The sequence below is a fragment of the Hyphomicrobium sp. genome (genome assembly GCF_041659645.1).
Taxonomy (GTDB): Bacteria; Pseudomonadota; Alphaproteobacteria; order Rhizobiales; family Hyphomicrobiaceae; genus Hyphomicrobium_B.
This window is the reverse complement of sequence record NZ_JBAZXX010000001.1, coordinates 625,267-649,907: the sequence shown is the minus strand read 5'-3', so window position 1 is coordinate 649,907 and position 24,641 is coordinate 625,267. Positions and strand designations below refer to the sequence as shown.

Sequence of the window (24,641 nt, the reverse complement as noted above, 5' to 3'; positions counted from 1 at the left end):
TCAGGGGACACCAATCGGCGCCTCACGGCAACCACGGTTCCGACATTTGCGGTTTCATGAGGCTTCCGCGCCGATCCCCTGGCGTAGGGCAAAGGCCCGACGCCCACGGGCTTAACACCGCCCCCTAGCCATTAATCCCGTTCTTTGGGTCTTTCTTCCAAAGCTCGCCCGCCACGAGCGCATCATTGATGGTGCGATCCGTCGGCATGATCGTCCACGCCGCCACCAACTTGTCGGTTTCGGCAATCTCCTCGGCAGTCAACTTGCCGCGAAGGACATCGCGCCGGCGGGTCGCATCGGCATCGCCCGCACGCGCCGCGAGCGAGAGCCACATGAACGCCGTCTTCTGATTGCGCGTCACGCCGAGACCGTTTTCATAGAGAACCGCCAGATTGTATTGGCTATCCGGCAGACCCCGCTTGGCCGCTTCCTCGAACCACAGCGCGGCGCTGGTGTAGTCCGGCGAGCGATCGGTCTGGTTGGCGCTGAGAACAGCGAGGTTATGCATGGCCTTGATGTTGCCCTGCTTGGCCGCGAGCAGATACCAGTTGGTCGCCTGCCCACGGTCGGCCTTCAGACCAAGGCCGCGCTCATAGAGCGTCGCAAGACGGTACTGCGCCTGCGCGAACCCCTGATCGGCCGAACGCCGATACCATTTCGCGGCCTCGGCGAAATCCTGCTTCACGCCTTCGCCTTCCGCGAAGCGAGCCCCGACCTCGAACTCGGCGGAAGGATCGCCTTTGGACGCCGCAACACGAAAAGAGAGCGGCCCAATCATGGCCGGTGGCATATCGATCTGGCTGGCTTTTGCGTCACCGGACGGCAGCGCATCGTTCTGCCCGCCAGCCCCCTCGGTCTCGGCCTCGGTCGGAACCATGGAGGCCGGCACCAACACCGCTTCACCCGGCCGTGCCGCGGCGTTTCCAAGTTCGCCCGACAGGTTCGCCATCGCCTGGTGACGTCTCGCCTGCTGCAGCTCAGCCTCTGAGACGTGATCATTGAGATCGACGGCGACGCCAAGCATCGGCAAGGTCGTCCGCGACTGCGATGCTTCATCGTTCGACGCGGTATTCCTGCTGTGGTCGTCGCCCCCCGGCGCCAAATCGCCACGCGGACCGTTGCCATCCGGCGCCGGCAACGCTGAAGGTTCTTTCGAATCCGTCGGCGCGGACTTTGCTGCATCCGACGCGCCCGCGTCCGTGCCTTGCGCCGGCGCAAGCTGATGCGTCGCGACCGGATTCGTCCTGTTTTCGAAGCCAAACGTGCACCAAAGACCAGCGAGCGCAACGAGCACCAGACCGGCGACAATCATCAGACGAGGCGACGGCGCCGTCGGTCCGGACGTGTTCGCGGGCACGCTCGTCGACCGCCGGATCGGTCTGCTTCCCCCCGCCGTAGTCTTCGTGCCACGCGACTGAGACGGCAATGACGAAGCAGACACGTCGCCCTCGGCTGTAAGCCGCGCCTGGGCGCGGCGTGCGTCCGCAATGAATTCCTGCCGAAGCTTTTCGCTCCTGAGCGCCATCTCTTCGGGAGACATCTCGCGATCATAGGGCTCCGAGAGCGGAGGTGGCGAGGCCGTTCCAGGAAAAGAAAAAGCAGCGCTTGTTCGCGTTACACCGAACGCATCGGATCGTCCGCCGCTCGTCAAATCTTCATCGCGAAGAACGTCGCTGCCGAACATCTCCGTTGCACCGCCGAAGCCCGCGTAGCTCACCGGGGCCTCAGGCTCGAAGCCGCGCAGGGGCGGCGGCGGCGTGAATTCCACGGCTTCGGCCCGATCGAGAAGCCGCACCATCGCCTGCTGCATCGTGTCGAGAAGCGCCGCCGTCTGCTCGCCGCCCTGACGGTTCTCCCTCATGAGTTGCTGGATCAGCGGACGCAGCTCATCGGCAGCCGAATTTTTGTCGTCTGCGTGTCTCGCCGCGAAGCGGTGCGCCGTCTCTTCCGCCACTGCGCGCGCGACGGCATCGATATCGGCGGATTTCGCGTGCGACGCCGCCGCCTGCATATCCGCCAGCGTCCTCGATACGCTCGCAAGCTGAAACTCGATCGTATTCAACCGCTCAAGTTGATCGCTTGTCTTCTCGAGACGAAGCACCACCGCTTCCATGTGCGCTCCGATCTGCCGGACGGCAGAGAAGTCGTCATGGTTCGCAGATCCGCCGAAGGCCTTCGCGAACTGCGCCTCGAATTGATCGAGACGTTCACCGAACTCTGAAAGCCCGTTCTCGGGCTTCACATGGGCGAGCGAATATTCAATGCCTCTCGCAATCTCGGCGAACCGGCTTTCGAGCCACGCTTCATCGATACGCGACGCGCCACTCGTGCCCGAACCGGCTTCACCGGACGCCGTACCCGTAACTCCGTCAGCGAATCCATAAGGTCGCGCGAGCGCATCGGCCTCGCCCTGGTTCCACGGATCGACCGCATCGCTGCGCGCACGCGGCGCGGAACCTGGATAGCCTGCCGATCGATCGGCCGTTCGCGATTCCTTGCCGGTGTCCGCGAGCCGGTGCGCAAGTTCGCCAATGCCCGCCTCGATCTGCTCGAACGCCGGCGCGAATTGATCTGGAATGCGCGCGCGCAGCGTATCGGCCTCGCGGCCCATGCCGGAAATTCGGTTTTGCATTTCATCGAGAGCGGCGGTGTGCCGGCGGTCGGCGTCCTGAAGCTGGGCGGCAATCGTATCGAGCATCGATTTGAGCTCGTCGCGGCCGTCGTCACCGGACTCAATCGGGTCCGTGTCTCCCCGGCGCTCAGCGCTCATTTCCGAATTCGACATTTTCCCCTCGAGACGGCGCGATATTTGACGGTCCGGCAGAGTGCAATGTCAGCGGGCTCAGGACGTCAGGGGGTCCGTGCCGCGCGGGGCAAATGCGATCATGGGCGGACGCGGCACAAAAGAGCTCAGAGGCAAACTCTTGAGCGCGGCCAGTAAACGTCCGGTTAAGAACCGTCTCAAAATGTTAAAAATTGCGATATTTCAATGCTTTATTCGAATAAACTTTTAGCCGGGCGAAGCCAATATTGTGATTGTGATGCGAACTGATTCGTTCGGGCGGCTCCGTCGTCCGTCTTGCCACACTCCTCCGGTATGACCATGTCGAACCCGGCGCCACTGCGGAGGAGTTTGAAATGAACCTGAAGGCGACGCGAGCGGTCACGCTTGGACTATTCCTTCTCCCAGCTTTGGCGACCGCCGCAGTTGCAGAGCCATCGACCGACGCTGGCGACAGATTCACGATGTCGCCGGTCGACGGCGGCTTTCTGCGTCTCGACAAACGAACCGGCGCTGTCGCCATGTGCGCCAAGAACGGCAACGAATGGGCCTGCAAGCCGGTCGCCGACCAGACGTCGAACGGCCCCGCAGACAAATTTTCGCACCTGGAGTCGGAAAACCGCGACCTCAAGGATCGCGTAAAGGAACTCGAAAAACTTCTCGAGACGAGACCGCTCGGCGCGCCTCCTCTCGATGGCCCGCAGGCGGAAGGCCCTCCTGGCGGCAAATCGCAATTGCCGACCGACGAGGAAGTCGACCAGGCGCTGGACTACATGTCGCGTGTCTACAAAAAGATCCGCGAACACATCAAGGATCTCAACAAATCGCTGCCGCCGGACGAGCAAATTCCGCCGCCGTCAACGCCCCCAGCGCCACCGGCTCCGAAAGGCTCCCTCTAGCGGATCGCTTTAAACCGTGAATTTGCGCGTCGCGCGGATGAGTTCGTGAATGATGCCGGGCTCCGTCATGGCATGTCCCGCGTCGGCGACGATCCGGAGATCGGCCACGCCCCAAGCCTTGCTCAGCATCACGGCGTTCTTCGCCGGCGTCACGACGTCGTAGCGCCCATGTACGATAACACCGGGAATGTCTTTCAGACGGTGGGCTTCGAGAAGCAGTTCGCCGTCGCGACGGAAAAAACCGGCATTGACGAAGAAATGGCTTTCGATGCGCGCGAAGGCGAGAGCGTAGGAATCGGCGCCGAACCGCGCCACACGATCGGCTTCGGGAATAAGAGAGAGCGTCGTCCCCTCCCATATGCTCCAGGCTCGCGCCGCCGCGAGACGCAGACTGAGATCGCCCGACGTCAACCGGCGATGATAAGCCCCGATCATGTCGTCACGTTCGGCTGGCGGGATGAGCCGCTGGAACTCCGCGAACGCCTCGGGAAAAATCCAACTGCAGCCGTCCTGATAAAACCAGCGAAGCTCGGCCTGCGTCAGCAGGAAAATGCCCCGCAGCACCATCGAGCTGACGCGCTCGGGGTAAGCCTCCGCGTAGGCAATTGCGAGTGTCGATCCCCACGAGCCACCGAAAAGCTGCCAGCGCCCGATGCCAAGTTCGGTGCGAATGCGCTCGATATCCGCGACCAGATCATGCGTCGTGTTGTTGTCGAGCGAAGCGTTCGGCGTCGAGCGACCGCAGCCGCGCTGATCGAAGAGCACGATCCGGTAACGGTCTGGATCGTGAAACCGGCGCATCGTCGGGTTGCTGCCGCCTCCCGGGCCGCCGTGTAGAATGATGACCGGCAGCCCGTTGGGATTTCCGCATTCCTCGACATGGAGCGTATGCCCGCCGCTGACAGGCAGGCGGTACTCGCGAAATGCCACGAGCGGCGGATAAAGATCGAGACGGTCGCGAATGGTCATGGATTGCTCTTTAGAGGGCGCGGACACCGGGAGCAATCCCGGACGATCCCACAATCGGCGCCGATCCGGTGCACGACATCGGCGCGAAACTATGTGCGCGCATGTTTCCTCAGCTGGAGCCGTTGCATCTCGCGATCATAGATGATCTCGCCCCCAGGAACCCGAATATCGCGCACGATCTCGAGCCCGTGACGGCTTGCATCGGGCCTCATCAGGCTCGTAGCCAATGCCAGAACGAACGAAACCGGCAAGCCGAGGATGCCCGCAATCGGACTCGGTGTCGAAAGCATACCCATCTCGCTGATCAGGATAGCGAACGCCGCCGCCGCGAAGCCAGAAACGACGCCGATGATCGCGCCCCCAACCGTCAGTCTCTTCCACCAGATCGACAGGACCATGACGGGGAACAGGCTGGCCCCGGTAATCGATAGCGCCCAGATCACGAGCTGCAATGGATCGGTCGGCGCTGCGATCGAAAGCATCGCGCCGCAGAACGCGACGATGGCGACGAACCCGCGCACGATCCAGACCCGCCTTTGCGGCGTCATCGGCTCCCACGACATGCCCTGAACAACGTCTTCGCCAAGAACGGCGGCAAGCGAAACCGTCGTCGCGCTCGCGGTGACAAGTGCCGCAGCAAGTGCGCCAGCCATGAGTAGGTAAGTGAAGGCTGACGGCAGCCCAACCGCAAGCGGTAGCGCAAAGAGCACACCGTCACGATCGAACTTCAAACCCTCGAATCCAAGCCGCGTTGCCGTCTGATCGAAGGCAACGATATGCTGTGCGGCAGCCTGAAACAGCCATTGCGGCAGCGGTCCCAATCGCTCGCTCATGACCGCGTCGAGCGTGAAATCGCGCAGAAAGACCGCAGCCGACGAAACCGTGAGAAGCGCAAGCCCGCAAAACACTGTCGCCCAGCCGAGCGATTTGCGCGCCTCGTAGACGCCGGGTGACGCCGCCACCCGCGGCAGCAACCAAGGCGCCGCGCTGACGCCCGTCGCGATGGCGAAAATGCCAATTATGAAACCCACCGGACCAATGGCCCCGAACGGCTGCGTATAAGGCTTCGTGATGGCCGCGAAACCTTCATGCGGCAGCTCGAATGCCAGCGGCCAGATATTGATGAGCTGCAGTCCCTCGTTGACTTCGTTCCGCACGAGGCCACGAACCATCGGCCCGTTGGCGAGCTGTGGAATGGGGAGGCTCGTCACTATGACGCTGACCGTCGTGGCGACGCCGAGCAACGCTAGGAAGAGCGCGATCGATTGCGCAACGCCCACCCAGGTGAACGAGCGCTTGCCCCCAGCGGCGATCGAGATTGCAATCGTCAACGCCAGCATGAAGATGAGGCTGTCGGTGTTACCGCCCACCAGACGATGGGCAACGCCGCCGCCGATGCGAAGCTCGGCCGAGAGAACCAGCAGCATCGGCACCGCCGCCACGCCCGCCGTGATGACCCTCAGTCCGCGGCTCTCGAACCGCCGCCCGAGATAACTCGGCACCGTGAAGGCGCCGAACTTCCGATAGAAGGGCGCGAGAGCGATCGCCATGATGACGAAGCCCGTCAACGTCCCCATCAAGAGCACGAGCGCATCGAAACCTGAGAAGAAGAAAGCGCCCGTTCCGGCAACGATGAGCGTTCCGCCTAGCGAGGAAGCCCCGAGCAGAAGCCCGGTATAGGCCGCCGGAACCCGCCGTCCCGCCGCGAAATACCCAAGAACGTCGTTAGTCCCAACGCACAAGCCGATGACGCAATAGATGAGAATTGGCCCCGCGAAAAAGACCACGCTCAGAAAGTGTTCATCGAACTTCAGTTGCTCGAAGATCAGTACGAGAAGAAACAGCGCCGTATAGAGGGCCGCGAAAATACTGAAATACGTTCCGAGGCGCGGATTGATCACCCTCGCGCGTGCGCTGAACGCCATGCTCCGCCTCACATATCTTCATGGGCGCCGTGCCAGTGATCGATGGCATTCTGGCGATTGACGTAGCTTGCGACGGTAACGAGAGCGATTACGAAAAACCCGTGAGCGGCGAGAAAGTAACCCAGCGGGAACCCGAGAAACCTGCTGGCATTCAGTTGCTCGGCATAGAGCGGCAAAACGATGACAAGCGCGAGAAACGGTATGATGCTCGCAAGCACCTGCCACTTGGTGTGCCGCCAGTAGGGCTTGCGTTCCTTCCGCTCGATCATCCTATCTATCCGATCCCCAAAAGGCCCCTGCACCCGCGGCACACGACCTTAGCCCAAAATTCGACTTATTATGACCGCCCGCCAGGGGATTTGTCCAATGGTCCCCGTGCCGTATTAAGCCAAGGTTTCGTTGTCGTCCGGCTCGTCATCCCCTAAAATTTGCCGCGGGAATCGTGCGGCAGCCTTCCGGGGCGGGGGGCGCGCCATCCCTGGACGGCCACGGCAACATCAGCAGGGAAGGACAATCGGCATGAGCATAATCGACGAGTTCAAAGAATTCGCCATGAGAGGCAATGTCATCGATCTTGCGGTCGGTGTGATCATGGGCGCCGCCTTCGCCCCCATCGTCGCGTCCCTGGTCGACAACGTGGTGATGCCCCCGATCGGCTATATGATGGCCGGCATCGACTTCTCGAGTCTCGCCGTCGCGATCCCGACGCCGACCGATCCGGTGCAGATCAGATACGGAATCTTTCTCAACGCCGTCATCAAGTTCATCATCACCGCGTTCGCGATCTTCCTTCTGGTCAAATTCGTGAACACGATGAAAAAACCCAAGGCAGCCGCCCCAGCAGGTCCGACGCCGACGGAGGAGTACCTCAAGGAAATTCGCGATCTCCTTGCGAAGCAGGCCTAGCGAGCCTCCAACGAAGAAACCTTTGCGGGCGCGCCGATATCTTGGCCGATATCCAGGCTGGCATATTGGTCGCCAACCTCGCGCGCTCGCAAATTTCGGCATCGGCAGCATGAGGCCGGACGCCCGCTACTTGACGTTGTATTGCACTTGCTGATCGACCCAGCCGCTGACGCTCAGACTGACGGTCGGCTTCTTTTGTTCATCAATGGCCGTGCGGGTCGCATCGAGGTCCCTGACCCGAGCGTCGAGTTCCGAAGATGATGCATTGCTGCCGGATCTGACGGCCTGGTCGATCTGCTGATCGAGCTTGGCGGGCACTTGCGCCCCTCGGGGCGCGTCAACGGTTCCCAAGTCCTCGGCAGACGCAAAACTCGGTAGCGAACAAGCGGCCAGCAGAGCAACGACGCACAACTTAAAAGCGGCGAACCTCATCGTCTCCCCCCAAAGAACTGGCCCACTCTATCACCTCGCCGGCTTCGCCTCCGATCAATTTATGTGACCGGACCCGAGCCGAACAATTTCCGTTGTCGTCGCTGAAATCTCGACCGACACGTTCGCCGCCACTCTCTCTTTTCGCCCGCACAACACGCGGGGACGATTCCCGAGGGACAGAACAGTGTGTTTGGGTGGTATGGGTTGCGAGAAAACTGGGAAAGTGTCAAAACCCCGAAAATCACGGGCCTCGCGGGCGTAGTTCAATGGTAGAACGGCAGCTTCCCAAGCTGCATACGTGGGTTCGATTCCCATCGCCCGCTCCAGCCATTATCTCAGTGGCCTAAAATCTTCCGGCCAATTGGCGCCCGGCTCCGCTGGCGGCAATTCCAGTTCGTGGCAACGGTTCGAAGTCACCCCTTGCGCTTGTCGCCCCCTCTCCGCCTTCGACATCGTTCCCGTGGCGGAGATGATGTCACAAATGACGATCCCATCGGACTCTTCTTGCAAGCGTGTTGGCCGGGCGGTTAGCCTTCCGGAGAATGGCGTAGAGGAGATCAGCTTTGAGACGTCGCTTTGAGCGCTACTGCGGAGACGGCTCCTATCCTCCGAGTTACTATGCCGCCAGCGCAAATCCGTCGCCGCGACGTCCGGCGCTGACAGAATCGATAGCCGCAGAAATCTGCGTCATCGGCGCCGGCTACACCGGCCTCTCAGCCGCCCTGCATCTGGCGGAAGCCGGACATAAGGTCGTGGTTCTCGAAGGCGCGCGCGTTGGTTGGGGCGCCTCCGGTCGCAACGGCGGACAAATCGTCAACGGGCTAAACGCAAGCCTCAACACCATCGAACGCCGATACGGCGGGGAAACCGCAGCGTTCGTCGGCCGTCTGGTTCAAGAAGGCGGAAAGATCATCCGCGGGTTCGTGACGAAATACGGCATCCAATGCGACCTCAAGGATGGGAATCTGTACGCGGCCTACACCGCCAAGCAGATGGACGAGCTTGAGGCAAAAAAGAAGTTGTGGCGCTCACACGGAATGGACGACCACGAATTGCTGGATCGTGAAGGCATTCGGCGTCACATCGGCTCCGACGTCTACTACGGCGGCATGATCGATCGCACCGGCGGACATATGCATCCGCTCAATCTCGTGCTTGGCGAAGCGGCCGCGTTGGAAAGCCTGGGCGGCATCATTCACGAAGGCACCTGTGTCGTGTCCGTCGATCAGCGTGGTGCCGTTCCGGTCGTAAAAACCGAGCAGGGCGAAGTCCGCTGCAGGACGCTGATCATTTGCGGCAACGCCTATCTCGGCAATGTCGTGCCGGAGCTAATGTCTCGCGTGATGCCGGTCTCCACTCAGATGATGGCAACCGAGCCGCTCGGCCCAGAGCGCGCCGCGCAGTTGCTGCCGACCGGACTGTGCGTCGAGGACATCCGTTACATCCTCGATTACTTCCGGCTCTCCGCCGACAACCGGCTGATTTTCGGCGGCGGTGTCGTCTACGGCGGCACCGACCCCGCCGATGTGATCGCTAAGCTCCGTCCCAACTTGCAAAAGGTCTATCCCCAACTCAGCGGCGTAAAGATCGACTATGCATGGAGCGGAAATTTCGCGCTCTCGTTTTCCCGCGTGCCGCAGATGGGCCGGCTCGGCCCCAACACGTATTTCGCCCACGGCTACAGCGGTCACGGCGTCACCGGCTCGCATTTGTTCGGCCGAATTCTCAGCGAAGCGATCCAAGGCGAAATGGGCCGGTTTGATGTTTTCGCAAAATTGCCCTGGTATCCCTTTCCAGGAGGACGAATGTTCCGCGACCAGTACTCGGCGCTCGGGTCTTGGTACTACGCCTTGCGTGATCGTCTCGGTATCTGACGGAAGCGCGGAGCGATTGAGCGGCAAGGAGCGCCGCCCAAATTCGCGATTAATTTGTCATCACATAGACTCGGAAATGATCACGTCCTGCGATCGCAGCGCGGATAGAATTATTATCGATCAAAACACGCGCACGTCGCGCTTCGCAGTTTCCCTCTTCACGAAACGCAACGCTGTTATGCCGAGCGATGGGGCTGATTTCGCTCACCAATAGGGAATTCGGGAAAACGCGGCGAATTGCTATGGCACGATTTCCAATTGTCGCATCTGACCATCGGCAATCGCTGTTGACGCGTTGCAAAATATGAACTTGATTGCGCGAAGTTGCGACGCGGACTTCTTCCCGTTGCCGCAACACCCTGAGAAGACGTTCAAATCCCGAACGGCAACAGCGACGATCATCGAATCGCCGCTGCCCGGATATATGACAAAAACAATATAAAAAAATGGGAACTTGGATGCCGGCTTCAGCCGGCGGTTGTGCACGGCTTTCGGCACGAGCCGGAGGCATGTCAAGTCGTGAATTTGGAGGACTTAAATGCGTGGAAAGATTCTAGCAGTGGGGTTGGCTTTGTCCGCTTCGCTGTGTTCGACGGCTTGGGCCAACGAAAGCATCATCAAGGCGACTCAGGACCCGAACAACTGGGCGACTCAGAATGGCGACTATGCCGGTCATCGCTATTCAAAACTCAATCAGATCACGACAGATAACGTCGGCCAGTTGAAAGTGGCTTGGACGTTTTCGACGGGCGTTCTTCGCGGCCACGAAGGCAGCCCGCTCGTCATCGGCGATACGATGTATATCGTGACCCCGTTCCCGAACGTTGTGTTTGCTCTGAACCTTGCCGACGAAGAAAAGATCGTCTGGAAATATATCCCTAAGCAAGATCCCTCGGTCATCTCCGTCATGTGCTGTGACACGGTCACCCGTGGTCTCCAGTACGCCGACGGCAAGATCTTCATGTATCAGGCCGACACCACGCTTGTCGCGCTCGATGGCAAGACGGGCAAAGAGCTTTGGAAAGTCGCCAACGGCGACGCGAAGAACGGCGAGACCGGTACCTCCGCTCCGATGATCGTCAAAGATAAAGTTCTCGTCGGCATCTCCGGTGGTGAATATGGCGTCCGCGGCTCGCTGACGGCATATGACATCAACACCGGTAAGAAGGTCTGGCGCGCCTACTCGACGGGTCCGGACAGCGAAATGCTGATCAGTCCTGAGAAGACGATGTCTCTCGGCAAGCCGGTCGGCAAGGATTCCTCGCTCAAAACCTGGAGCGGCGATCAGTGGAAGATCGGCGGTGGTACGACCTGGGGCTACTTGGCCTACGATCCGGACCTCAACCTGATCTATTACGGAACGGGCAACCCCGGTTCGTGGAACCCCGTCCAGCGCGCTGACAAGGACGGTAAGCCGATCGATCTCAAGTGGTCGATGACGCACTTCGCGCGCGATCCCGACACCGGCGTGGCCAAGTGGGCCTACCAGATGACGCCGTTCGACGAGTGGGACTACGACGGCATCAACGAGCCGATCCTCGCCGACATCGATGTCAAGGGTGAGAAGCGTAAAGTCGAAGTTCACTTCGACCGCAACGGCTTCGCCTATACGCTTGATCGCGCCACGGGTGAGCCGCTTGTTGCCGAGAAGTACGATCCGGCCGTCAATTGGGCCTCGGGCGTAAACCTCGACAAATCGAGCCCCGACTACGGTCGTCCGATCCGCGTGAAGAAGTACTCGACCTTTGCGCATGGTACCGACTTCGACACGAAGGGCATCTGCCCTGCGGCACTCGGCTCAAAGGACGAACAGCCGGCTTCCTACTCGGAGCTGACTGGCCTGTTCTACGTTCCGGCCAACCACGTCTGCATGGACTACGAGCCATTCAAGGTTTCGTATCAGGCTGGTCAGCCATTCGTCGGCGCTACGGTCTCGATGTTCCCGGGCCCGGATAAGCCGGAGCGCATGGGCACCTTCCTCGCTTGGGATGCCGGCAAGGGCAAGATCGTCTGGTCGAAGCCGGAGCAGTTCTCGGTCTGGTCAGGCGCTCTGACGACGGCTGGCGGCGTTGCTTTCTACGGCACGCTCGAAGGCTACTTCAAAGCTGTCGACCAGAAGGACGGCAAGGAGCTGTTCAAGTTCAAGACGCCGTCGGGCATCATCGGCAACGTCTTCACCTACATGCAGGGTGGCAAGCAGTACGTCGGCGTCCTCTCGGGCATCGGCGGCTGGGCAGGCATTGGCCTCGCGGCCGGCTTGACGAATCCGAACGACGGCCTCGGCGCTGTCGGCGGGTACTCGGGCCTCGCCTCGTACTCGAACCTCGGCGGCTCGCTCACCGTGTTCGCGCTGCCTTAATCGAAAGCGTGATGGCCCGGCGAACCGCCCGGGCTATCTCAGCGTTGAGAAAACAAAAATTTAGGGAGAGGACGAAGGTCCTCTCCCTTTTTTGTTTTCGCAAAATCGCGGATGCGCGTCGAAAGCGCCGGACCGTTACGTCCCGTTATGCCGCCAATTTTGTCTGCGGCTTCACATGCGCGGTACGCTCCGGCATGGCGTCGACCGTCGTCTGCGAATCCTTCCAGCTCTTCCAGCTCCAAGTGCTGTAGCTGAGCCCAATTCCGAATATGAAAAACGCCGCGATGCAAAGCGCCAAATAATAAGACTCAATCGTCGTCATCGTTGCCTCCTAAAAAACTGAGGCCAGTCTAAAATCTGGCGCTCCCTCCGAATTGACCCGCATCAATTCGACGGCAGGACGAGCCCGCGATATTGCGGGCCAGATCAGAGTTTCCCCGATATTCGCCGCAATCTTCCCAGCGCCTGAAGTCAGGCGGCCTTGCCCGCGCCGCCGCCCCTGCGCGTTTGATTGGCGTGCTGGCTGAGAAAGCGCACAAAACTGCGCACGAGCGGACGGTCGCCGTCGCTCTTGCGGTAAGCCGCGAAATGGCTCGATACGAACTGATACATTTGCGGCCTGAGTTCGCGCATGAGCCCCTGCTTCGACCAGCTCTCTGCAATGTGGCGCGGCAAAAATCCGATGAAGTAGCCAGACAGGATGAGCATAACCTGACCCTCCATCTGCACCACCTGCCCGGTCGCGCGCGGATGATCGGCGCGATAGAGATCGTCGAACTGCCGGTAGCCGCGGACCGAAAACTGCGCCTTCCCGATCGCCTCGCGCGTGATCGCCGACGTCGGCGCATCGAACAGCGGATGCCCCTTGCCGCAGTAAAGACCATGTGGCTCGCTGTGCAGCGCGACGTACGTGACGCCCGGCGCCTTCTGCGAGAAAGGTCCGATCACAACATCCCGGCGGCCGTCCGCAATCGCTTGCTCGAGATAGTGCGGCGTGCCGAGTTCCAGATCGATGTAGACGTTCTCCGCGTTCTCCATGAAGCGGCCGACGACGTGCTGCAATCCAAGCGCCGAATTCGTCACGATGCCGTCGACGATGCCGATCCGAAGTCGGCCGACGAGCTGTCCGTTGTATTGACCGACCCGCTCTTCGAACGAGCTGATCTCCGCAAAAAGTTTTTGGGTTGCGACATAGGTCGCCTCTCCGAACGCCGTCAGGCGAAAACCCCGTCGTCCGCGCACGCACAATGGCGCCCCAAGCTTGCGCTCAAGCGCCGCAAGATGGGTGCTCAACGTCGGCTGCGATAGATTGAGCGCGATCTGAGCATCGGCGAAGCTTCCGGCCTCAACTAGGGTCATAAACACCCGTAAAAGGCGAATATCGATGTTATCGAGCCGACGCATCGGGACACCTCGCATAAACAAGCATAAGTTACATCGACAGTTTTCAATGTATCGTTCAAATAATCAATATTTCCATGGATGTTATTTTACCCAACTCTATCCACGACAAATGGTGTCGTTAGCGAGGGTCATGACCATGCATATCGGAGTAGGTTTCCGGCGGCTCGCCGGCGTCGGGCTTGCAGTCGCGCTATGGACCAGTGCGTCGATCGCCGCAGTCCAGGCCGACGAGAAAATTCGCATCCTCTGCCCGACTTGGAGCGGCTACGCTCCCGTCTTCGTTGCGCAGGAACTCGGCTACTTCAAAGCGCTCGGCATCGACGTCGAAATCAAATTCGAGGATGAGCGTGCCAACGTCATGGCGGCCATGGCCCGCGGCGACATCGACATGGATATGCGTACCGTCGGCGAATATCAGGGCAAGCCGCGCGACGCTAAAACACCGGGCGTCATCATCGGCACGATCGACGAGTCGCTTGGCGGCGATGGCGTCATCGCGCCGGGAGACATTACCGCCGTGGAGCAGCTCAAAGGCAAGACGGTCGCGTCCGAGCCGAACATTCCCGGACGCCTGCTGCTCCAGATGGCTTTGAAGAAGAAGGGCCTGACTCTCGCCGACCTCGACGTGAAACAGATCGCCACCGCCGACACCGTCGCCGTCTTCTCCGACCCGTCGATCTCCGCCGTCGTCTCCTATCAGCCGAACCTGTCCCAGGCGATCGATAAAATTAAGCAGCGCAATCCGCACCTGCTCGTCTCTTCGGCACAGTTCCCCGGCATCATCGTCGACGTGATCATCGTCCGTCAGGAAGAACTGAAGGCGAACCCCGAAAAGTATAAGAAGTTCATGATCGGCATCTTCAAGGCTATCGATTACTTTAACAGCAACAAAGCCGACTTCATCAAGCTTGCGGCGCCTCACTTCAACCTGACGCCCGACGAGTTCGCCGCCTCGATCGAAGGCAGCCTCGAATACACCGGCTACAAGCAGACGGAAGGCTACTTCGGCAAACCCGGCGCGCCCGGATCGCTCTATAAGGTCTTCGATGAGGTCATGCAGTTGAACCTCGAAAACGGCGCGGCCGACCACACCCTCAAATCCGCCGAGCAGATCGACAGCGCGATCGTCTCGGGCATCACCGAAGCCGACCTAAAATAAGCTGAAGTGAACGAGACGAGCCGGACGAACACGTGACGAGCAAGGCGACAATATCGACAGCGGTGGATGTGGCGAGCGCACCGGCGGCAACGCCGGGCTCGCCGCCTTCCCGCGTCCGGAAGCGGACGCGGAACCAATTCTTCGCGTTCCGCGGTACGCTGTCGAAACGCGCGCGAATCCTCACGTCCATAAGCGCAAGCTTGTTCGTCATCGCTGTGTGGGAAATTTCAACCCGGCTCGGTTGGATCAATTCGCTTTTCCTGCCGCCCCCAAGCGTCACCGTCGAGACGCTGTGGATCATGATCACCCAAAAGCATCTCATGTGGAATGCCGGCATCTCGACACTCAGGGTCTGGAGCGCGTTCGCACTTTCCGTCGTCATGGCGGTTCCGATCGGCATCGCCATGTCGAGCTTCCGCGGCGTCGGCGCTGCTTTGGAGCCGATCATCGATTTCATTCGCTATCTTCCGGTGCCAGCGCTCGTGCCTCTGAGCATCATCTGGTTCGGGGTCGGCGAAACGACGAAGATTTTCCTCCTCTGGCTCGGCACGTTCTTCCAACTCGTGCTTCTGGTCGCCGACGACATGCGCCGCGTGCCGCAGGAATATGTCGAAATCGCCTACACCGTCGGCGCCCGCCCCCGTCAAATGCTGACGGACGTTGCCTTTCGCGCCATGCTGCCGACCCTGTTTGACAATCTGCGCATTACGCTCGGCTGGTGCTGGACCTATCTCATCATCGCCGAGATCGTCGCCGCCGATAATGGCCTCGGCTTCGTCATCTGGGCGGCTAGACGCTACATGAATACGTCCGAAGTCATGGCCGGTGTCGTGACCATCGGCGTCATTGGGTTGCTGACCGATCAGATCTTGCGCCTGATCCACAAGCGCCTGTTCCGCTACCTTTGAGAGGCGAAACATGGCACCCGCCCCATATCTTGTGTTTGACGGCATCTCGAAATATTTCGGTGACCTTGAAGTCGTCGCGCCGACGTTCGACCTCACCGTCAAGCGCAATGAGTTTATCGTCTTCCTCGGCCCATCAGGATCGGGAAAGACGACCTTGATGCGCATGGTCGGCGGCCTCGAAACACCAAGCACCGGCGAGATCCGGCTCCGCGGCCTGCCGATCGATGAACCTGACCGCGATCGCGGCATGGTCTTTCAATCCTATTCGTCCTTCCCCTGGCTCACCGTTGCCGAGAACGTCGCCTACGGCATGAAGTACCGGCTCGACATGACGCCGGAGCACAAGAGGAAGCGCCTCGCGCATTACCTCGAACTCGTCGGCCTGACGGATTTCGCTGACGCTTACCCGAACAAGGTCTCAGGCGGCATGCGCCAACGCATCGCCATTGCCCGCACGCTCGCCGCCGGCTCCGACGTTCTTCTCATGGACGAACCTTTCGGCGCGCTCGACGCGCAACGCCGCGAGGATCTCCAAATCGAGCTTCGCCGCATCCAGCAACAGGATGCGAAAACGGTGATCTTCGTCACGCACGACGTCGATGAAGCCGTTTTTCTCGCCGACCGCATCATTGTCTTCTCGAAGCGCCCGGCGCGAATGCTGGAGGAAGTCGACATCGCCGCCGAGCTTGGGACTGCGCGAACGCTCGAACTCCGCGACAGCGAGCATTTCTTCAAGCTGAGAACCCAAGTCCTGAAATTCGTCCGCGCTGCGGCTGGCCAACAAAACTAGAGCTTGCGAGCGCCGTGAGAAAGCCGATGTCGATCAACCTCGAAAACAAAAGCGTCCTCGTGACCGGAGCGAGCCGTGGAATTGGTTTCGGCATCGCGGAAGGCTTCGCTGAGGCCGGCGCAGACTTGGCAATTCTCGCTGACGATGAGACGGTCCACGATGCCGCCTCACGCCTATCGAGAGCTTACGGCCGTCCCGTTCGCAGTTTCGTCGCCGACATCACCGACAAGTCTGCCGTCGTGAAGGCGTTTTCAGAAATCTCGAAGCTCGACGTCTTGGTGAATAACGCCGGGCTTGAATTGATCACGCCACTCACCGACCCGAGCGACGAGGTCGACGCCACGTTCGCCCGCATCATGGATATCAACGTCCGCGGCACCTGGAACGTCACGCGCGCCGCGCTGCCTCTTCTCGGCCCCGACGCGCGCATCATCAACACCGCGTCGGTCTGGGCCAAGAGCGCTGTCGGCGAATTCGCCGCCTACATCGCGTCCAAGCACGCCGTCGTCGGCTTGACGCGCACTTTCGCGCGCGAGCTTGGGCCTCGCGGCATTACGGTGAATGCGGTCTGCCCGGGATGGGTCCGCACCGTCGCGTCGGTACGCTCCGCGAAAGTCATGGCCGAACGCTCCGAGCGCAGCGAAGACGACATTTTCGCCGACGTCGTCGCCGCCCAAGCGCTTCCCGGCCTGATGGAACCGGCAGACGTCGCCGGCCTCTATCTTTTCCTCGCGAGTGACCTCGCGGCCAACATCACAGGCCAGGCCATTGGCGTCGATCGCGGAGAATTTTTAGGATGAGCACTGAATTCAAAGGCCTTAAGGTCGTCGTGTCCGGCGCGGCCAGCGGCATCGGCCTCGCGACGGCGGAACTTTTCGAGAAGAAGGGCGCTCGTGTTGCGCGTCTCGATTTCGCGCCGATAGAAACCGGCTTGTCTTTTCAGGTCGACGTCACCGACGAGATTCAGGTCGCCGAAGCTATCGCCGCCGCCGACAATGAACTCGGCGGAATCGATGTCATGGTCAATTCGGCAGCGATATTCCTCTATGGCCCGCTTCTCGAAACGCCGGTCGCCGAGGCCCGCAGGGTGCTCGACGTCAATCTCATCGGCACGTTCCTTGTAACGCGCGAGACCGTGCGCGTGATGAAGAGCCGGGGTAAAGGCGGCAAGATCATTCTTTTCAGCTCAGAGCTTGCTCAGCTCGGCCGCGAGCATCACGCCGCCTATTGCGCGTCAAAAGCCGGGGTTAGCGCCATGGTGCGCTGCTGGGCGAAGGAATTCGGCCCCGACATCCTCGTCAACGCTGTCGCGCCAGGTCCGACGGACACGCCATTGCTCGATTACGAAAATCTGCCCGAGCATTGGAAGCGGCTTGAATCATCCAATCCGTTGGGACGCATCGGCCAGCCGAAAGAGATCGCCGAAGCGGTTCTATTTCTCGCCGGTCCCGGCTCGAATTTCATGACGGGGCAGGTGCTCGGCGTCAACGGCGGCGCCTCGATGGTTTGAAGGAAGGAAGTCCATGACCGACCGTATCTTTATGAATGAGATGAGCTGGACGACGTACCAGAAACGCGTCGAGGCCGGTGCGCTCATCCTGTTGCCAACCGGCGCCACCGAACAACACGGCCCGCATCTGCCGATGGGAACGGATGCGATGCTGGCGACGGCGGTCGCCGCCGACGTTGCCAAGCGGATCGACGCGATCGTCGCCCCGGTTCTCTCGTTCGGCTACAAGTCGCAACCGAAGATGGGCGGCGGCAATCACTTCTGCGGCACAACCAGTCTCGACGCCGACACGCTCGCGCATGTTCTCCGCGACGTCATCAAGGAATTCGCGCGCCACGGCGTCCGCCGCCTCGTTCTCATCAATGGTCACTACGAAAACATGATGTTCACCATCGAGGGCGTCGACCTCGCGATGCGCGAGCTCGCCTATATGGGCATTCGCGACTTCCAGGTCATGCGTCTCGAATACTGGGATTTTACGAAGCGCGAGACGCTCGAAAAAATCTTCCCCGACGGTTTCCCCGGCTTCGATCTCGAACATGCTGCGGTCATGGAGACGTCTCTGATGCTCCATCACCATCCCCATCTCGTCGATATGTCGGCGCTGCCCGACGACAAGCCGGCAAGCTTCCCGCCATACGACATCTATCCGACGCGCACGGGATGGGTGCCCTGCTCCGGCGTCCTCTCTCCGGCCCACGGCTGTTCCGTCGAAAAAGGCAAGCTGCTCGCCGGCGACTACGCGGTCGGCGTCACCGAGGCCATCCGCAAAGAATTTCCGGGCGTGAAGGAAAAATCATGAGTGAGACGCACCAGGTTCCAGCGCGCCACGGACGCGCCGTCGCTTTGAAGGCCGGACAGTCGATCAAGATCATCAACACCCACGGCCACCAGGTCGTCGATACATGGGCATTCAACGCCGACGACTTGAACGAATTCCTATCCATGGAGCACATGCGCGCCGCGATCGACCGGATCCGTCCGAAACCCGGCGACAAGCTCGTCACCAACAAGCGCCGGCCGATCCTGACTTTCGTGGAAGATACCTCTCCCGGCGTCCACGACACCTTCATCGCCGCTTGCGACATCTATCGCTACCAGGGCCTCGGCGTCGCGGAGTACCACAACAACTGCGCCGACAATCTACGTGAGGGCCTTGCCGGTTTAGGATTGACGCCGCCTGAAGTTCCCTCGCCGCTCAATCTTTGGATGAACATTCCTATCAATCCCGACGGCGGCATCGGCTGGGAAGAACCGGTCTCGAAGCCGGGCGACTATGTCGTCCTGAAAGCCGAAATGAATTGCATCGTCGCGATGTCAGCTTGCCCGCAGGACATCATCTGCATCAACAAGGGCGCGCCGACAGATGCGCACTACGAGGTCTTGGCATGAGCGCGACGACCGTCTCCGTTCCATGGGGACTCGATTCCGAAACCGGCGTGCTCCGCGATGTTCTCCTCGGAAAACCGGACTATTTCGAATGGCGCCCCGTCGGCGCCGTCTCGCGCCAGACGCTCGCTCTGGGTCTGCACTTCGATGCTCAAGCTGCCATGTCCCAGCACCGCGAGATGGTCGATGTCTTCGAGCAAGCGGGCGTCACCTGCCATTGGCTCGATGCACGGCCGGAACTGAAATACGGAGTCTTCGCGCGCGACTCGAGCGTCATGACGCCCTTCGGCGCGGTCATCACGATGTTGCAGACTCGCTTTCGTCGCGGTGACTACGCTCTCACCTTCAAGTTCTATCAAGACGCCGGCATCCCGATCTGGAACATGATCACGGCCGGACACTTCGAAGGCGGCGACTTCATGGTGGTCGAGCCCGGTTTCGTTCTCTGCGGCTACGGCGGCGAACGCTCGGAGAAGGAAGGCGCCGAGCAGATGTGCTCGTGGTTCCGCGCCGAGGGTTGGGAGGCTTACGCCGTGCCGTTCCCGCCGCACTTCGTACACCTCGATGTCTCGGTCGGCTTCATCAACAGGAAGCTGGTCGCCGTCGCACCGGACGCGCAGCAACCCTGGTTCCTCGATCTCCTGAAATCGAAGGGCTATGAGATCCTGCCCGTGTCGTATCACGATGCGACCCAGCTCGGCACGAACATCGTCGCCTTGGGCAACGACCGCGTGCTGTCGACGGCCGCGAACACCGATCTCAATGCCCGCATGCGAGCCCATGGAATTGAGGTTTACAACCCCGATTTGAGAATGTTCACGCTCGGCGGCGGCGGACCGCACTGCCTTTGTCAGGCACTGAAACGCGACCCCCTCTAGGGCGGCATCTCGAAATAATCCGCGAACGGCACAATTCTCGCCGAGGCTGGATCACGGGATACCGGCGGATGAGCGCGGTGGTGGTACGGCGTTCATTTGCCGTTCACCTCGGCCTTCGCCCTCGACTCGTTGATGATAACATCCAGGTATCGCTCTGAAATGTTGCATATAACGAGAACTTAAGGGCTCTAGGTCATTATCGGAAAAGGTTTTTCCGGTATTGTCCGCGAATGATTCTGCTCGACTACAATTCGCTGCTCATGGCGCTCAGTTTTTGTAGCGCCGGCGTGGCGCTGACATTCTTCGTCAGCTGGTTCGTGTCTCAGACGGACCGCGTTCTGATGACGTGGGCGCTCGGCTCGGCGTTCCTGGTCGTCAGCATCCTGACCTACAGCAACTTCATCTCTCGATACTCGCCCGTCATGGGTATCGTATCTTTTTCCGCCCTCGAAGTTGGCTTGGTATTTTTTCTCAGCGCTGCCTGTCAGTTCCGAACCGGCGTGTTGCCTTTCATGCAAATGGTGGCGGTCGCGCTCGTGGCAAGCATCGCCACGACCGCGCCAATGGTCCTCGGGTACGACGGCGTCTGCTACATCGTTTTCAATTTCGCAGCGATGCTCATCCTTTGCGCGACGGGATGGGAATATTGGCGTTGCCGCGCGGAATCGCCGCTTTTGATCACGACGCTGTCGACACTCTATGTGGTTGGCGGCTTGTCGTTTGGACTTTGCGCCTTCGCACTGCTCCAGCGGCAAGAGTTGGTTATGAATCGTGTGCCCGATGATTGGGCTGAAAATTTCAACCTCATTGTCTGCCTTGTCGACACCGCCGCGATTGGCGCGCTGTCGCTGGGCCTCAATCAAATTCGCGTGACGCGGCGTCACAAACGCGATGCCGAAACCGATTCCCTAACAGGATTATTCAATCGGCGGGCGTTCTTCGACCGCGCATCGGACTTGCCGACATCGACGACTATCGTCGCCATCGTTTTCGACATCGACCACTTCAAGCAGGTCAACGACATTCACGGCCACCAATTCGGCGATATGGTGCTGCAAACCTTTGCGAGTATTCTATCTGAAGCCGTTCGCGATGGAGATTTTGCAGCGCGTTTGGGCGGGGAGGAATTCGCGGTTCTGCTTCCCGACGCAACCTTGAAAACCTCGCTGATCGTCGCCGAACGCGTCCGCAAGAAGTTCGCCGAGCGGCGCTTTCTTTCTGACGATAAACTGTTCAGCAGTTCTGTGAGCGTCGGGATATCAAAAGTCGGCGACCACAAAACTTTGAACGATCTGATCGTCCAAGCAGACGCCGCTCTTTATGTTGCCAAGCGCTCCGGGCGCAATCGCGTCATTCTGTTTTCCAGTCCCGAAAGCGTGCGTCGTCAGAAAGAGGGCGCCTCCCCGATCGAATTGGACATCTCCAAAGGCGACCAGGCGAACCTTTTCGGATCGGTGGCCGAAGCCGCTCGCCAGCAATCGCAGCGCAAAGGGCGCTTGACCCGGCGCATCTAAGAAAGTCTCGGCTCGTTATCGCAGTCCACGCGGCGGGGGCGGAACCGGATTTGCGGAATAATATGGGCCGGATGCCGGAACTGGATGCGCAATCAAGCTCGGATTGGTGTCGTACAGCGCCGGGCGCACCGTCCCGGAGACAAACCAAATTCCGAAAGCGAATGCGATGAGCAGCAGAATGATCAGAGCGTCCAAAGCTCCGTCGCCGTCGCGCACATCGATGCCGAAATCAGAGTGATCGTTGCGATTGCCGTCAGAAAAGAGGGCCATGATTTTCTTCTCCGCGTCTCGTCTGCGTTTCGTCCCCGCCTCTCCCTCAGCGTCTGAAACTCTCGAAGCGTCCTCCGGCGATCCGGATCGGATAGCGTCGAGCGCCCTTATAATGTGCTCACTCAGGCGCGCGGCGAAAAGCCCTAATGGCGGCCCCGGCAATTCGAACACCGTTTCCGAATGATTAAAAACAGTCTCATCGCATTCACCACTTGCTGGGCAACGCGGTCAGGGGAACTCAACTTTCGGACGTGCGTTTGCAAATGGACGTAATCCGGAAAAATGCTCATGATCGAAAAAAGTATCGCAGTCAGCAACAATCAGCCAATCAAGCTTTTTGATGCCCAATCCCGCATTGCGCATCTCGAAGCAAAGCTTGAGCAGGCAGATTACCTGCTCGACGAGGCCCTGGGATCATCCGGCGACTACGCGGATATGCTGAGAAAAATGCAAATGGCGCAGCGGACCCTCAAAGAGGCGCTCGGCCAGGATCGCGAGCTAACGAGGTTCGCCTGATCCTCCGCAGCGAATGTTCAGTACGCGTGGGCGTGAAGATCGCACCGCTCTACGCGATAGCGATATGGCAGATCGGAGCAGTAGTGTGCGCCAGCCTTCTCAGCGGCGTCCCGGGATTCGAATGTGGCCCCGATAACTTCCGACGCCCCCCCGAAACAACCTTCATCGTCGCCCCGGCAGGATTCACACCAGACGACCACCTGAAATTTGTCCATCGTTACCCTCGTGATAGTCTTTAGATGAGTGTTTTTAGCTGCAATGCAGCATGACCTCTATTTCCGACTGCGCGCATGAATTCATTATGAACGCGGCGCTGGCCTACCATCTAAATCGGTTGAAAGTTGCGCCGCAGCATCATGCTGAAGCCGGGCGGATCCGAACTCCGCAGCGAGCCCGATTGCGCGTTTCTCCCGCCGTTGCTGGCTCATTCCCCTGAAGAACCGGGCACTTCCCCAATCCGGCGATCGTCGAGAAAGGGCGAAGCGCCGCACGGATCATACGAAAACGCAGGCCAGCAATTCCGTAGCCGCAGCTTGTATGTGCTTTCGAAGAGCCTTATGTCGCTCGCTTCGATTTTGAGAGCTTTTTTAAACTTGGGTTTCTGTATGCAAAAGCATGCCGGGAAAGTTCGTCTTTGCGAAGACGATCACCACGCGTCCGACGGATATCATGTCTTCATCTCGCTGATCTGCGTGGTCGTCGTGATGACCTGCGCCATCATCGTGGCATTCGGCATCGAGATGTTGGCCTAGCCGGATATCCGCAAAGAAGCGACGTTGTCCGACCGCCTTATCGCTTCAGTCGTCGCTTCGCATTAATCTCCGAAACAGGAAAAGCCCGACTTTTTATTCGGCCGCCACGGTCTGGTCCGTCGTCGAACTCTCACGCTCGCGCAGCTTCTCTTCCTCCACGGCGATATAATCGCGCGTGAACGGCACAGCATCAATTTTCTTTGCGAGTTGGATCTGGAAGACCATTAGCCCTCCATACCGAAATCCGGCTTCGCCCGCCGCCAGATAAAATTCCCACATCCGGCAAAAGCGCTCGCCTAAGACTTCCGCGGCCTCCGCCCGACGCGCCATGAACCGATGCCGCCACGCGGCAAGAGTTTCGGCGTAGTGCACGCGCAGGATCTCGACATCCGTAACGATGAGACCCGCGCTCTCGATGGCCGGAAAAACTTCGGCAAGCGACGGCACGTAGCTGCCTGGAAAGATGTACTTTGCGAACCACGGATTCATCGCGCTTCGCCCGTCCATGCGTCCGATCGAGTGCAGCAATGCGACTCCGTCGTCCTTCATGCTTCGGTTGATCGTGTTGAAGTATATTTCATAGTCCTTCAGGCCGACATGCTCGAACATACCGACCGAAACGATGCGATCGAACGTCTCCGAAAGTGCTCGGTAATCTTCAAGGCGAAAGCGAACGCGCGAGCTAAGTCCTCTCTCGCCAGCCCGTCGCTGCGCAACTTTAAGCTGCTCCGGTGACAGCGTCAGACCCGTCACGTCGGCGCCCGCGATGCCCGCGAGGTAGAGAGCCATTCCGCCCCAGCCGCTGCCGATGTCGAGAACTTTGGCCCCTGGCTCAATCAGCAGCTTGGCTACGATGTGCCTCTTCTTCGCAAGCTGGGCCGCCTCCAAATCTTGGTCCGGTGTTTCGAAATAGGCGCACGAATATTGGCGATCGGAATCGAGGAACAACTCGTAGATGCGATCATCGATATCGTAGTGGTGATGAACGTTGTCGCGCGACAGGCGTTCTGAATTCCGCCGCGTCCAGCGGTCGAACGCATTGCGGACCACATGGCGGATATGCCCGAACTGCGGCGGCGTCAGACTGTGGAGATTGCGGCCCAGAAGCTCCAGCAAGTCGTAGATCGAGCCACCCGATACCGTCAGCCGCCCATCGGTGAAGAGTTCGCCGAGCGCCATTTGCGGATGCAGGAAAAGATCGAGGCCGGCCTTGGAATCGTGAAGCGTGACAGTAAGCGGCAAACCGGAGCCGTCTCCCGACGTCAACCGCTCGCCGGTCGGCAGCAAGACCGTCAGGGTTCCGGTCTTGATGCACTGATTCAGAAACGATTGAAGGGCACGTTTCATGGTGACAGGCCGTCAAACACGTTCAAACGAACACTACTCGCCCGACGGTGTTTGGTTC

25 protein-coding genes and 1 tRNA gene are annotated in these 24,641 nt (G+C 59.9%); 16 read left to right on the top strand and 10 right to left on the bottom strand.

Features of this window, described 5'->3' with window-relative positions; translation table 11 throughout:
- Positions 1 to 124: 124 nt before the first annotated feature.
- On the bottom strand, positions 125 to 2,785 hold the full coding sequence (locus WC811_RS02955) for a sel1 repeat family protein (RefSeq protein WP_372640806.1): 2,661 nt from the start codon (positions 2,783 to 2,785) through the stop codon (positions 125 to 127).
- A 353-nt stretch (positions 2,786 to 3,138) separates the two neighbouring features.
- Between WC811_RS02955 and WC811_RS02950 the strand changes: the two genes are divergently transcribed.
- Positions 3,139 to 3,681, top strand: a complete 543-nt coding sequence (locus WC811_RS02950; protein WP_372640803.1) for a hypothetical protein — start codon at positions 3,139 to 3,141, stop codon at positions 3,679 to 3,681.
- Between the two features lie 9 nt (positions 3,682 to 3,690).
- Here WC811_RS02950 and pip read toward each other — a convergent pair whose 3' ends face one another.
- The 3 genes from pip to WC811_RS02935 form a co-directional block, all read right to left on the bottom strand.
- Positions 3,691 to 4,650: a prolyl aminopeptidase gene (pip, locus tag WC811_RS02945; RefSeq protein WP_372640801.1), complete on the bottom strand. Its 960-nt coding sequence runs from the start codon at positions 4,648 to 4,650 to the stop codon at positions 3,691 to 3,693.
- A gap of 89 nt (positions 4,651 to 4,739) precedes the next feature.
- Positions 4,740 to 6,575: a cation acetate symporter gene (locus tag WC811_RS02940; protein ID WP_372640799.1), complete on the bottom strand. Its 1,836-nt coding sequence runs from the start codon at positions 6,573 to 6,575 to the stop codon at positions 4,740 to 4,742.
- Between the two features lie 8 nt (positions 6,576 to 6,583).
- Positions 6,584 to 6,844, bottom strand: coding sequence for a DUF4212 domain-containing protein (locus WC811_RS02935; protein ID WP_372640797.1), 261 nt, complete (start codon positions 6,842 to 6,844; stop codon positions 6,584 to 6,586).
- A gap of 250 nt (positions 6,845 to 7,094) precedes the next feature.
- Here WC811_RS02935 and mscL point away from each other — a divergent pair, with 250 nt between their 5' ends.
- Positions 7,095 to 7,481 (top strand): large-conductance mechanosensitive channel protein MscL, encoded by a 387-nt coding sequence (gene mscL / locus WC811_RS02930; RefSeq protein ID WP_372640795.1) that lies wholly within the window; start codon positions 7,095 to 7,097, stop codon positions 7,479 to 7,481.
- Between the two features lie 126 nt (positions 7,482 to 7,607).
- Here mscL and WC811_RS02925 read toward each other — a convergent pair whose 3' ends face one another.
- Positions 7,608 to 7,913: a hypothetical protein gene (locus WC811_RS02925; RefSeq protein WP_372640793.1), complete on the bottom strand. Its 306-nt coding sequence runs from the start codon at positions 7,911 to 7,913 to the stop codon at positions 7,608 to 7,610.
- A gap of 252 nt (positions 7,914 to 8,165) precedes the next feature.
- Here WC811_RS02925 and WC811_RS02920 point away from each other — a divergent pair.
- From WC811_RS02920 to WC811_RS02910, 3 genes are all read left to right on the top strand, one after another.
- Positions 8,166 to 8,239: transfer RNA gene (locus WC811_RS02920), tRNA-Gly, on the top strand.
- A gap of 237 nt (positions 8,240 to 8,476) precedes the next feature.
- Entirely contained in the window at positions 8,477 to 9,787 is a 1,311-nt protein-coding gene (locus tag WC811_RS02915; protein WP_372640791.1) for an FAD-dependent oxidoreductase, read from the top strand.
- Positions 9,788 to 10,325: 538 nt separating this feature from the next.
- Positions 10,326 to 12,146 carry a methanol/ethanol family PQQ-dependent dehydrogenase gene (locus WC811_RS02910; protein ID WP_372640789.1) on the top strand — a complete coding sequence of 607 codons (1,821 nt, stop codon included), beginning with the start codon at positions 10,326 to 10,328 and terminating at the stop codon, positions 12,144 to 12,146.
- 145 nt (positions 12,147 to 12,291) lie between these two features.
- Here the strand turns inward: WC811_RS02910 and WC811_RS02905 are convergent, their stop codons facing one another.
- Both WC811_RS02905 and WC811_RS02900 read right to left on the bottom strand, forming a co-directional pair.
- The gene (locus WC811_RS02905) at positions 12,292 to 12,468 is read right to left on the bottom strand and encodes a hypothetical protein (protein WP_372640787.1); all 177 of its coding nucleotides are present in this window, start codon (positions 12,466 to 12,468) and stop codon (positions 12,292 to 12,294) included.
- Positions 12,469 to 12,617: 149 nt separating this feature from the next.
- Positions 12,618 to 13,550: a LysR family transcriptional regulator gene (locus WC811_RS02900; RefSeq protein WP_372640785.1), complete on the bottom strand. Its 933-nt coding sequence runs from the start codon at positions 13,548 to 13,550 to the stop codon at positions 12,618 to 12,620.
- Between the two features lie 130 nt (positions 13,551 to 13,680).
- Here WC811_RS02900 and WC811_RS02895 point away from each other — a divergent pair, with 130 nt between their 5' ends.
- From WC811_RS02895 to WC811_RS02855, 9 genes are all read left to right on the top strand, one after another.
- Complete coding sequence (locus WC811_RS02895; RefSeq protein ID WP_372640783.1) at positions 13,681 to 14,709, top strand: ABC transporter substrate-binding protein; 1,029 nt, start codon at positions 13,681 to 13,683, stop codon at positions 14,707 to 14,709.
- Positions 14,710 to 14,741: 32 nt separating this feature from the next.
- Complete coding sequence (locus tag WC811_RS02890) at positions 14,742 to 15,617, top strand: ABC transporter permease (RefSeq protein ID WP_372640781.1); 876 nt, start codon at positions 14,742 to 14,744, stop codon at positions 15,615 to 15,617.
- A gap of 10 nt (positions 15,618 to 15,627) precedes the next feature.
- Positions 15,628 to 16,407: an ABC transporter ATP-binding protein gene (locus tag WC811_RS02885; protein WP_372640779.1), complete on the top strand. Its 780-nt coding sequence runs from the start codon at positions 15,628 to 15,630 to the stop codon at positions 16,405 to 16,407.
- A 26-nt stretch (positions 16,408 to 16,433) separates the two neighbouring features.
- Positions 16,434 to 17,207, top strand: coding sequence for an SDR family NAD(P)-dependent oxidoreductase (locus WC811_RS02880; protein WP_372640777.1), 774 nt, complete (start codon positions 16,434 to 16,436; stop codon positions 17,205 to 17,207).
- Positions 17,204 to 17,917 carry an SDR family NAD(P)-dependent oxidoreductase gene (locus WC811_RS02875; RefSeq protein WP_372640775.1) on the top strand — a complete coding sequence of 238 codons (714 nt, stop codon included), beginning with the start codon at positions 17,204 to 17,206 and terminating at the stop codon, positions 17,915 to 17,917. Before WC811_RS02880 ends, WC811_RS02875 begins: the two co-directional genes overlap by 4 nt.
- Before the next feature lie 13 nt (positions 17,918 to 17,930).
- A complete protein-coding gene (locus tag WC811_RS02870; protein WP_372640773.1) occupies positions 17,931 to 18,719 on the top strand; it encodes a creatininase in 789 nt (262 codons plus the stop codon).
- Entirely contained in the window at positions 18,716 to 19,309 is a 594-nt protein-coding gene (locus WC811_RS02865) for a DUF1989 domain-containing protein (protein ID WP_372640770.1), read from the top strand. Before WC811_RS02870 ends, WC811_RS02865 begins: the two co-directional genes overlap by 4 nt.
- Positions 19,306 to 20,184 carry a dimethylarginine dimethylaminohydrolase family protein gene (locus tag WC811_RS02860; protein ID WP_372640767.1) on the top strand — a complete coding sequence of 293 codons (879 nt, stop codon included), beginning with the start codon at positions 19,306 to 19,308 and terminating at the stop codon, positions 20,182 to 20,184. The genes WC811_RS02865 and WC811_RS02860 overlap by 4 nt, the downstream gene beginning before the upstream one ends.
- A 230-nt stretch (positions 20,185 to 20,414) precedes the next feature.
- Positions 20,415 to 21,698 carry a diguanylate cyclase gene (locus tag WC811_RS02855; RefSeq protein WP_372640765.1) on the top strand — a complete coding sequence of 428 codons (1,284 nt, stop codon included), beginning with the start codon at positions 20,415 to 20,417 and terminating at the stop codon, positions 21,696 to 21,698.
- Between the two features lie 15 nt (positions 21,699 to 21,713).
- Here WC811_RS02855 and WC811_RS02850 read toward each other — a convergent pair whose 3' ends face one another.
- Positions 21,714 to 21,968: a hypothetical protein gene (locus WC811_RS02850; protein WP_372640763.1), complete on the bottom strand. Its 255-nt coding sequence runs from the start codon at positions 21,966 to 21,968 to the stop codon at positions 21,714 to 21,716.
- A 288-nt stretch (positions 21,969 to 22,256) separates the two neighbouring features.
- On the opposite strand from WC811_RS02850, the gene WC811_RS02845 reads away from it, so the two are divergent.
- Positions 22,257 to 22,484, top strand: a complete 228-nt coding sequence (locus WC811_RS02845; protein ID WP_372640761.1) for a hypothetical protein — start codon at positions 22,257 to 22,259, stop codon at positions 22,482 to 22,484.
- 17 nt (positions 22,485 to 22,501) lie between these two features.
- Here the strand turns inward: WC811_RS02845 and WC811_RS02840 are convergent, their stop codons facing one another.
- Positions 22,502 to 22,699, bottom strand: coding sequence for a hypothetical protein (locus tag WC811_RS02840; protein ID WP_372640759.1), 198 nt, complete (start codon positions 22,697 to 22,699; stop codon positions 22,502 to 22,504).
- Between the two features lie 390 nt (positions 22,700 to 23,089).
- Between WC811_RS02840 and WC811_RS02835 the strand changes: the two genes are divergently transcribed.
- Positions 23,090 to 23,236: a hypothetical protein gene (locus WC811_RS02835; RefSeq protein ID WP_372640756.1), complete on the top strand. Its 147-nt coding sequence runs from the start codon at positions 23,090 to 23,092 to the stop codon at positions 23,234 to 23,236.
- A 93-nt stretch (positions 23,237 to 23,329) separates the two neighbouring features.
- Here the strand turns inward: WC811_RS02835 and WC811_RS02830 are convergent, their stop codons facing one another.
- Positions 23,330 to 24,583, bottom strand: a complete 1,254-nt coding sequence (locus tag WC811_RS02830) for a class I SAM-dependent methyltransferase (protein WP_372640754.1) — start codon at positions 24,581 to 24,583, stop codon at positions 23,330 to 23,332.
- Positions 24,584 to 24,641: the final 58 nt, after the last annotated feature.

What these genes read in the sequence shown, in the direction of transcription:
- WC811_RS02950 (WP_372640803.1), top strand. Translation starts at nt 3,139, where the DNA reads ATGAACCTGAAGGCGACGCGAGCGGTCACGCTTGGACTATTCCTTCTC.
- WC811_RS02935 (WP_372640797.1), bottom strand. Translation starts at nt 6,844, where the DNA reads ATGATCGAGCGGAAGGAACGCAAGCCCTACTGGCGGCACACCAAGTGG.
- WC811_RS02900 (WP_372640785.1), bottom strand. Translation starts at nt 13,550, where the DNA reads ATGCGTCGGCTCGATAACATCGATATTCGCCTTTTACGGGTGTTTATG.
- pip (WP_372640801.1), bottom strand. Translation starts at nt 4,650, where the DNA reads ATGACCATTCGCGACCGTCTCGATCTTTATCCGCCGCTCGTGGCATTT.
- WC811_RS02860 (WP_372640767.1), top strand. Translation starts at nt 19,306, where the DNA reads ATGAGCGCGACGACCGTCTCCGTTCCATGGGGACTCGATTCCGAAACC.
- WC811_RS02955 (WP_372640806.1), bottom strand. Translation starts at nt 2,785, where the DNA reads ATGTCGAATTCGGAAATGAGCGCTGAGCGCCGGGGAGACACGGACCCG.
- WC811_RS02940 (WP_372640799.1), bottom strand. Translation starts at nt 6,575, where the DNA reads ATGGCGTTCAGCGCACGCGCGAGGGTGATCAATCCGCGCCTCGGAACG.
- WC811_RS02925 (WP_372640793.1), bottom strand. Translation starts at nt 7,913, where the DNA reads ATGAGGTTCGCCGCTTTTAAGTTGTGCGTCGTTGCTCTGCTGGCCGCT.
- WC811_RS02905 (WP_372640787.1), bottom strand. Translation starts at nt 12,468, where the DNA reads ATGACGACGATTGAGTCTTATTATTTGGCGCTTTGCATCGCGGCGTTT.
- mscL (WP_372640795.1), top strand. Translation starts at nt 7,095, where the DNA reads ATGAGCATAATCGACGAGTTCAAAGAATTCGCCATGAGAGGCAATGTC.
- WC811_RS02855 (WP_372640765.1), top strand. Translation starts at nt 20,415, where the DNA reads ATGATTCTGCTCGACTACAATTCGCTGCTCATGGCGCTCAGTTTTTGT.
- WC811_RS02830 (WP_372640754.1), bottom strand. Translation starts at nt 24,583, where the DNA reads ATGAAACGTGCCCTTCAATCGTTTCTGAATCAGTGCATCAAGACCGGA.
- WC811_RS02870 (WP_372640773.1), top strand. Translation starts at nt 17,931, where the DNA reads ATGACCGACCGTATCTTTATGAATGAGATGAGCTGGACGACGTACCAG.
- WC811_RS02880 (WP_372640777.1), top strand. Translation starts at nt 16,434, where the DNA reads ATGTCGATCAACCTCGAAAACAAAAGCGTCCTCGTGACCGGAGCGAGC.
- WC811_RS02885 (WP_372640779.1), top strand. Translation starts at nt 15,628, where the DNA reads ATGGCACCCGCCCCATATCTTGTGTTTGACGGCATCTCGAAATATTTC.
- WC811_RS02835 (WP_372640756.1), top strand. Translation starts at nt 23,090, where the DNA reads ATGCAAAAGCATGCCGGGAAAGTTCGTCTTTGCGAAGACGATCACCAC.
- WC811_RS02895 (WP_372640783.1), top strand. Translation starts at nt 13,681, where the DNA reads ATGACCATGCATATCGGAGTAGGTTTCCGGCGGCTCGCCGGCGTCGGG.
- WC811_RS02845 (WP_372640761.1), top strand. Translation starts at nt 22,257, where the DNA reads ATGATCGAAAAAAGTATCGCAGTCAGCAACAATCAGCCAATCAAGCTT.
- WC811_RS02850 (WP_372640763.1), bottom strand. Translation starts at nt 21,968, where the DNA reads ATGGCCCTCTTTTCTGACGGCAATCGCAACGATCACTCTGATTTCGGC.
- WC811_RS02910 (WP_372640789.1), top strand. Translation starts at nt 10,326, where the DNA reads ATGCGTGGAAAGATTCTAGCAGTGGGGTTGGCTTTGTCCGCTTCGCTG.
- WC811_RS02865 (WP_372640770.1), top strand. Translation starts at nt 18,716, where the DNA reads ATGAGTGAGACGCACCAGGTTCCAGCGCGCCACGGACGCGCCGTCGCT.
- WC811_RS02875 (WP_372640775.1), top strand. Translation starts at nt 17,204, where the DNA reads ATGAGCACTGAATTCAAAGGCCTTAAGGTCGTCGTGTCCGGCGCGGCC.
- WC811_RS02840 (WP_372640759.1), bottom strand. Translation starts at nt 22,699, where the DNA reads ATGGACAAATTTCAGGTGGTCGTCTGGTGTGAATCCTGCCGGGGCGAC.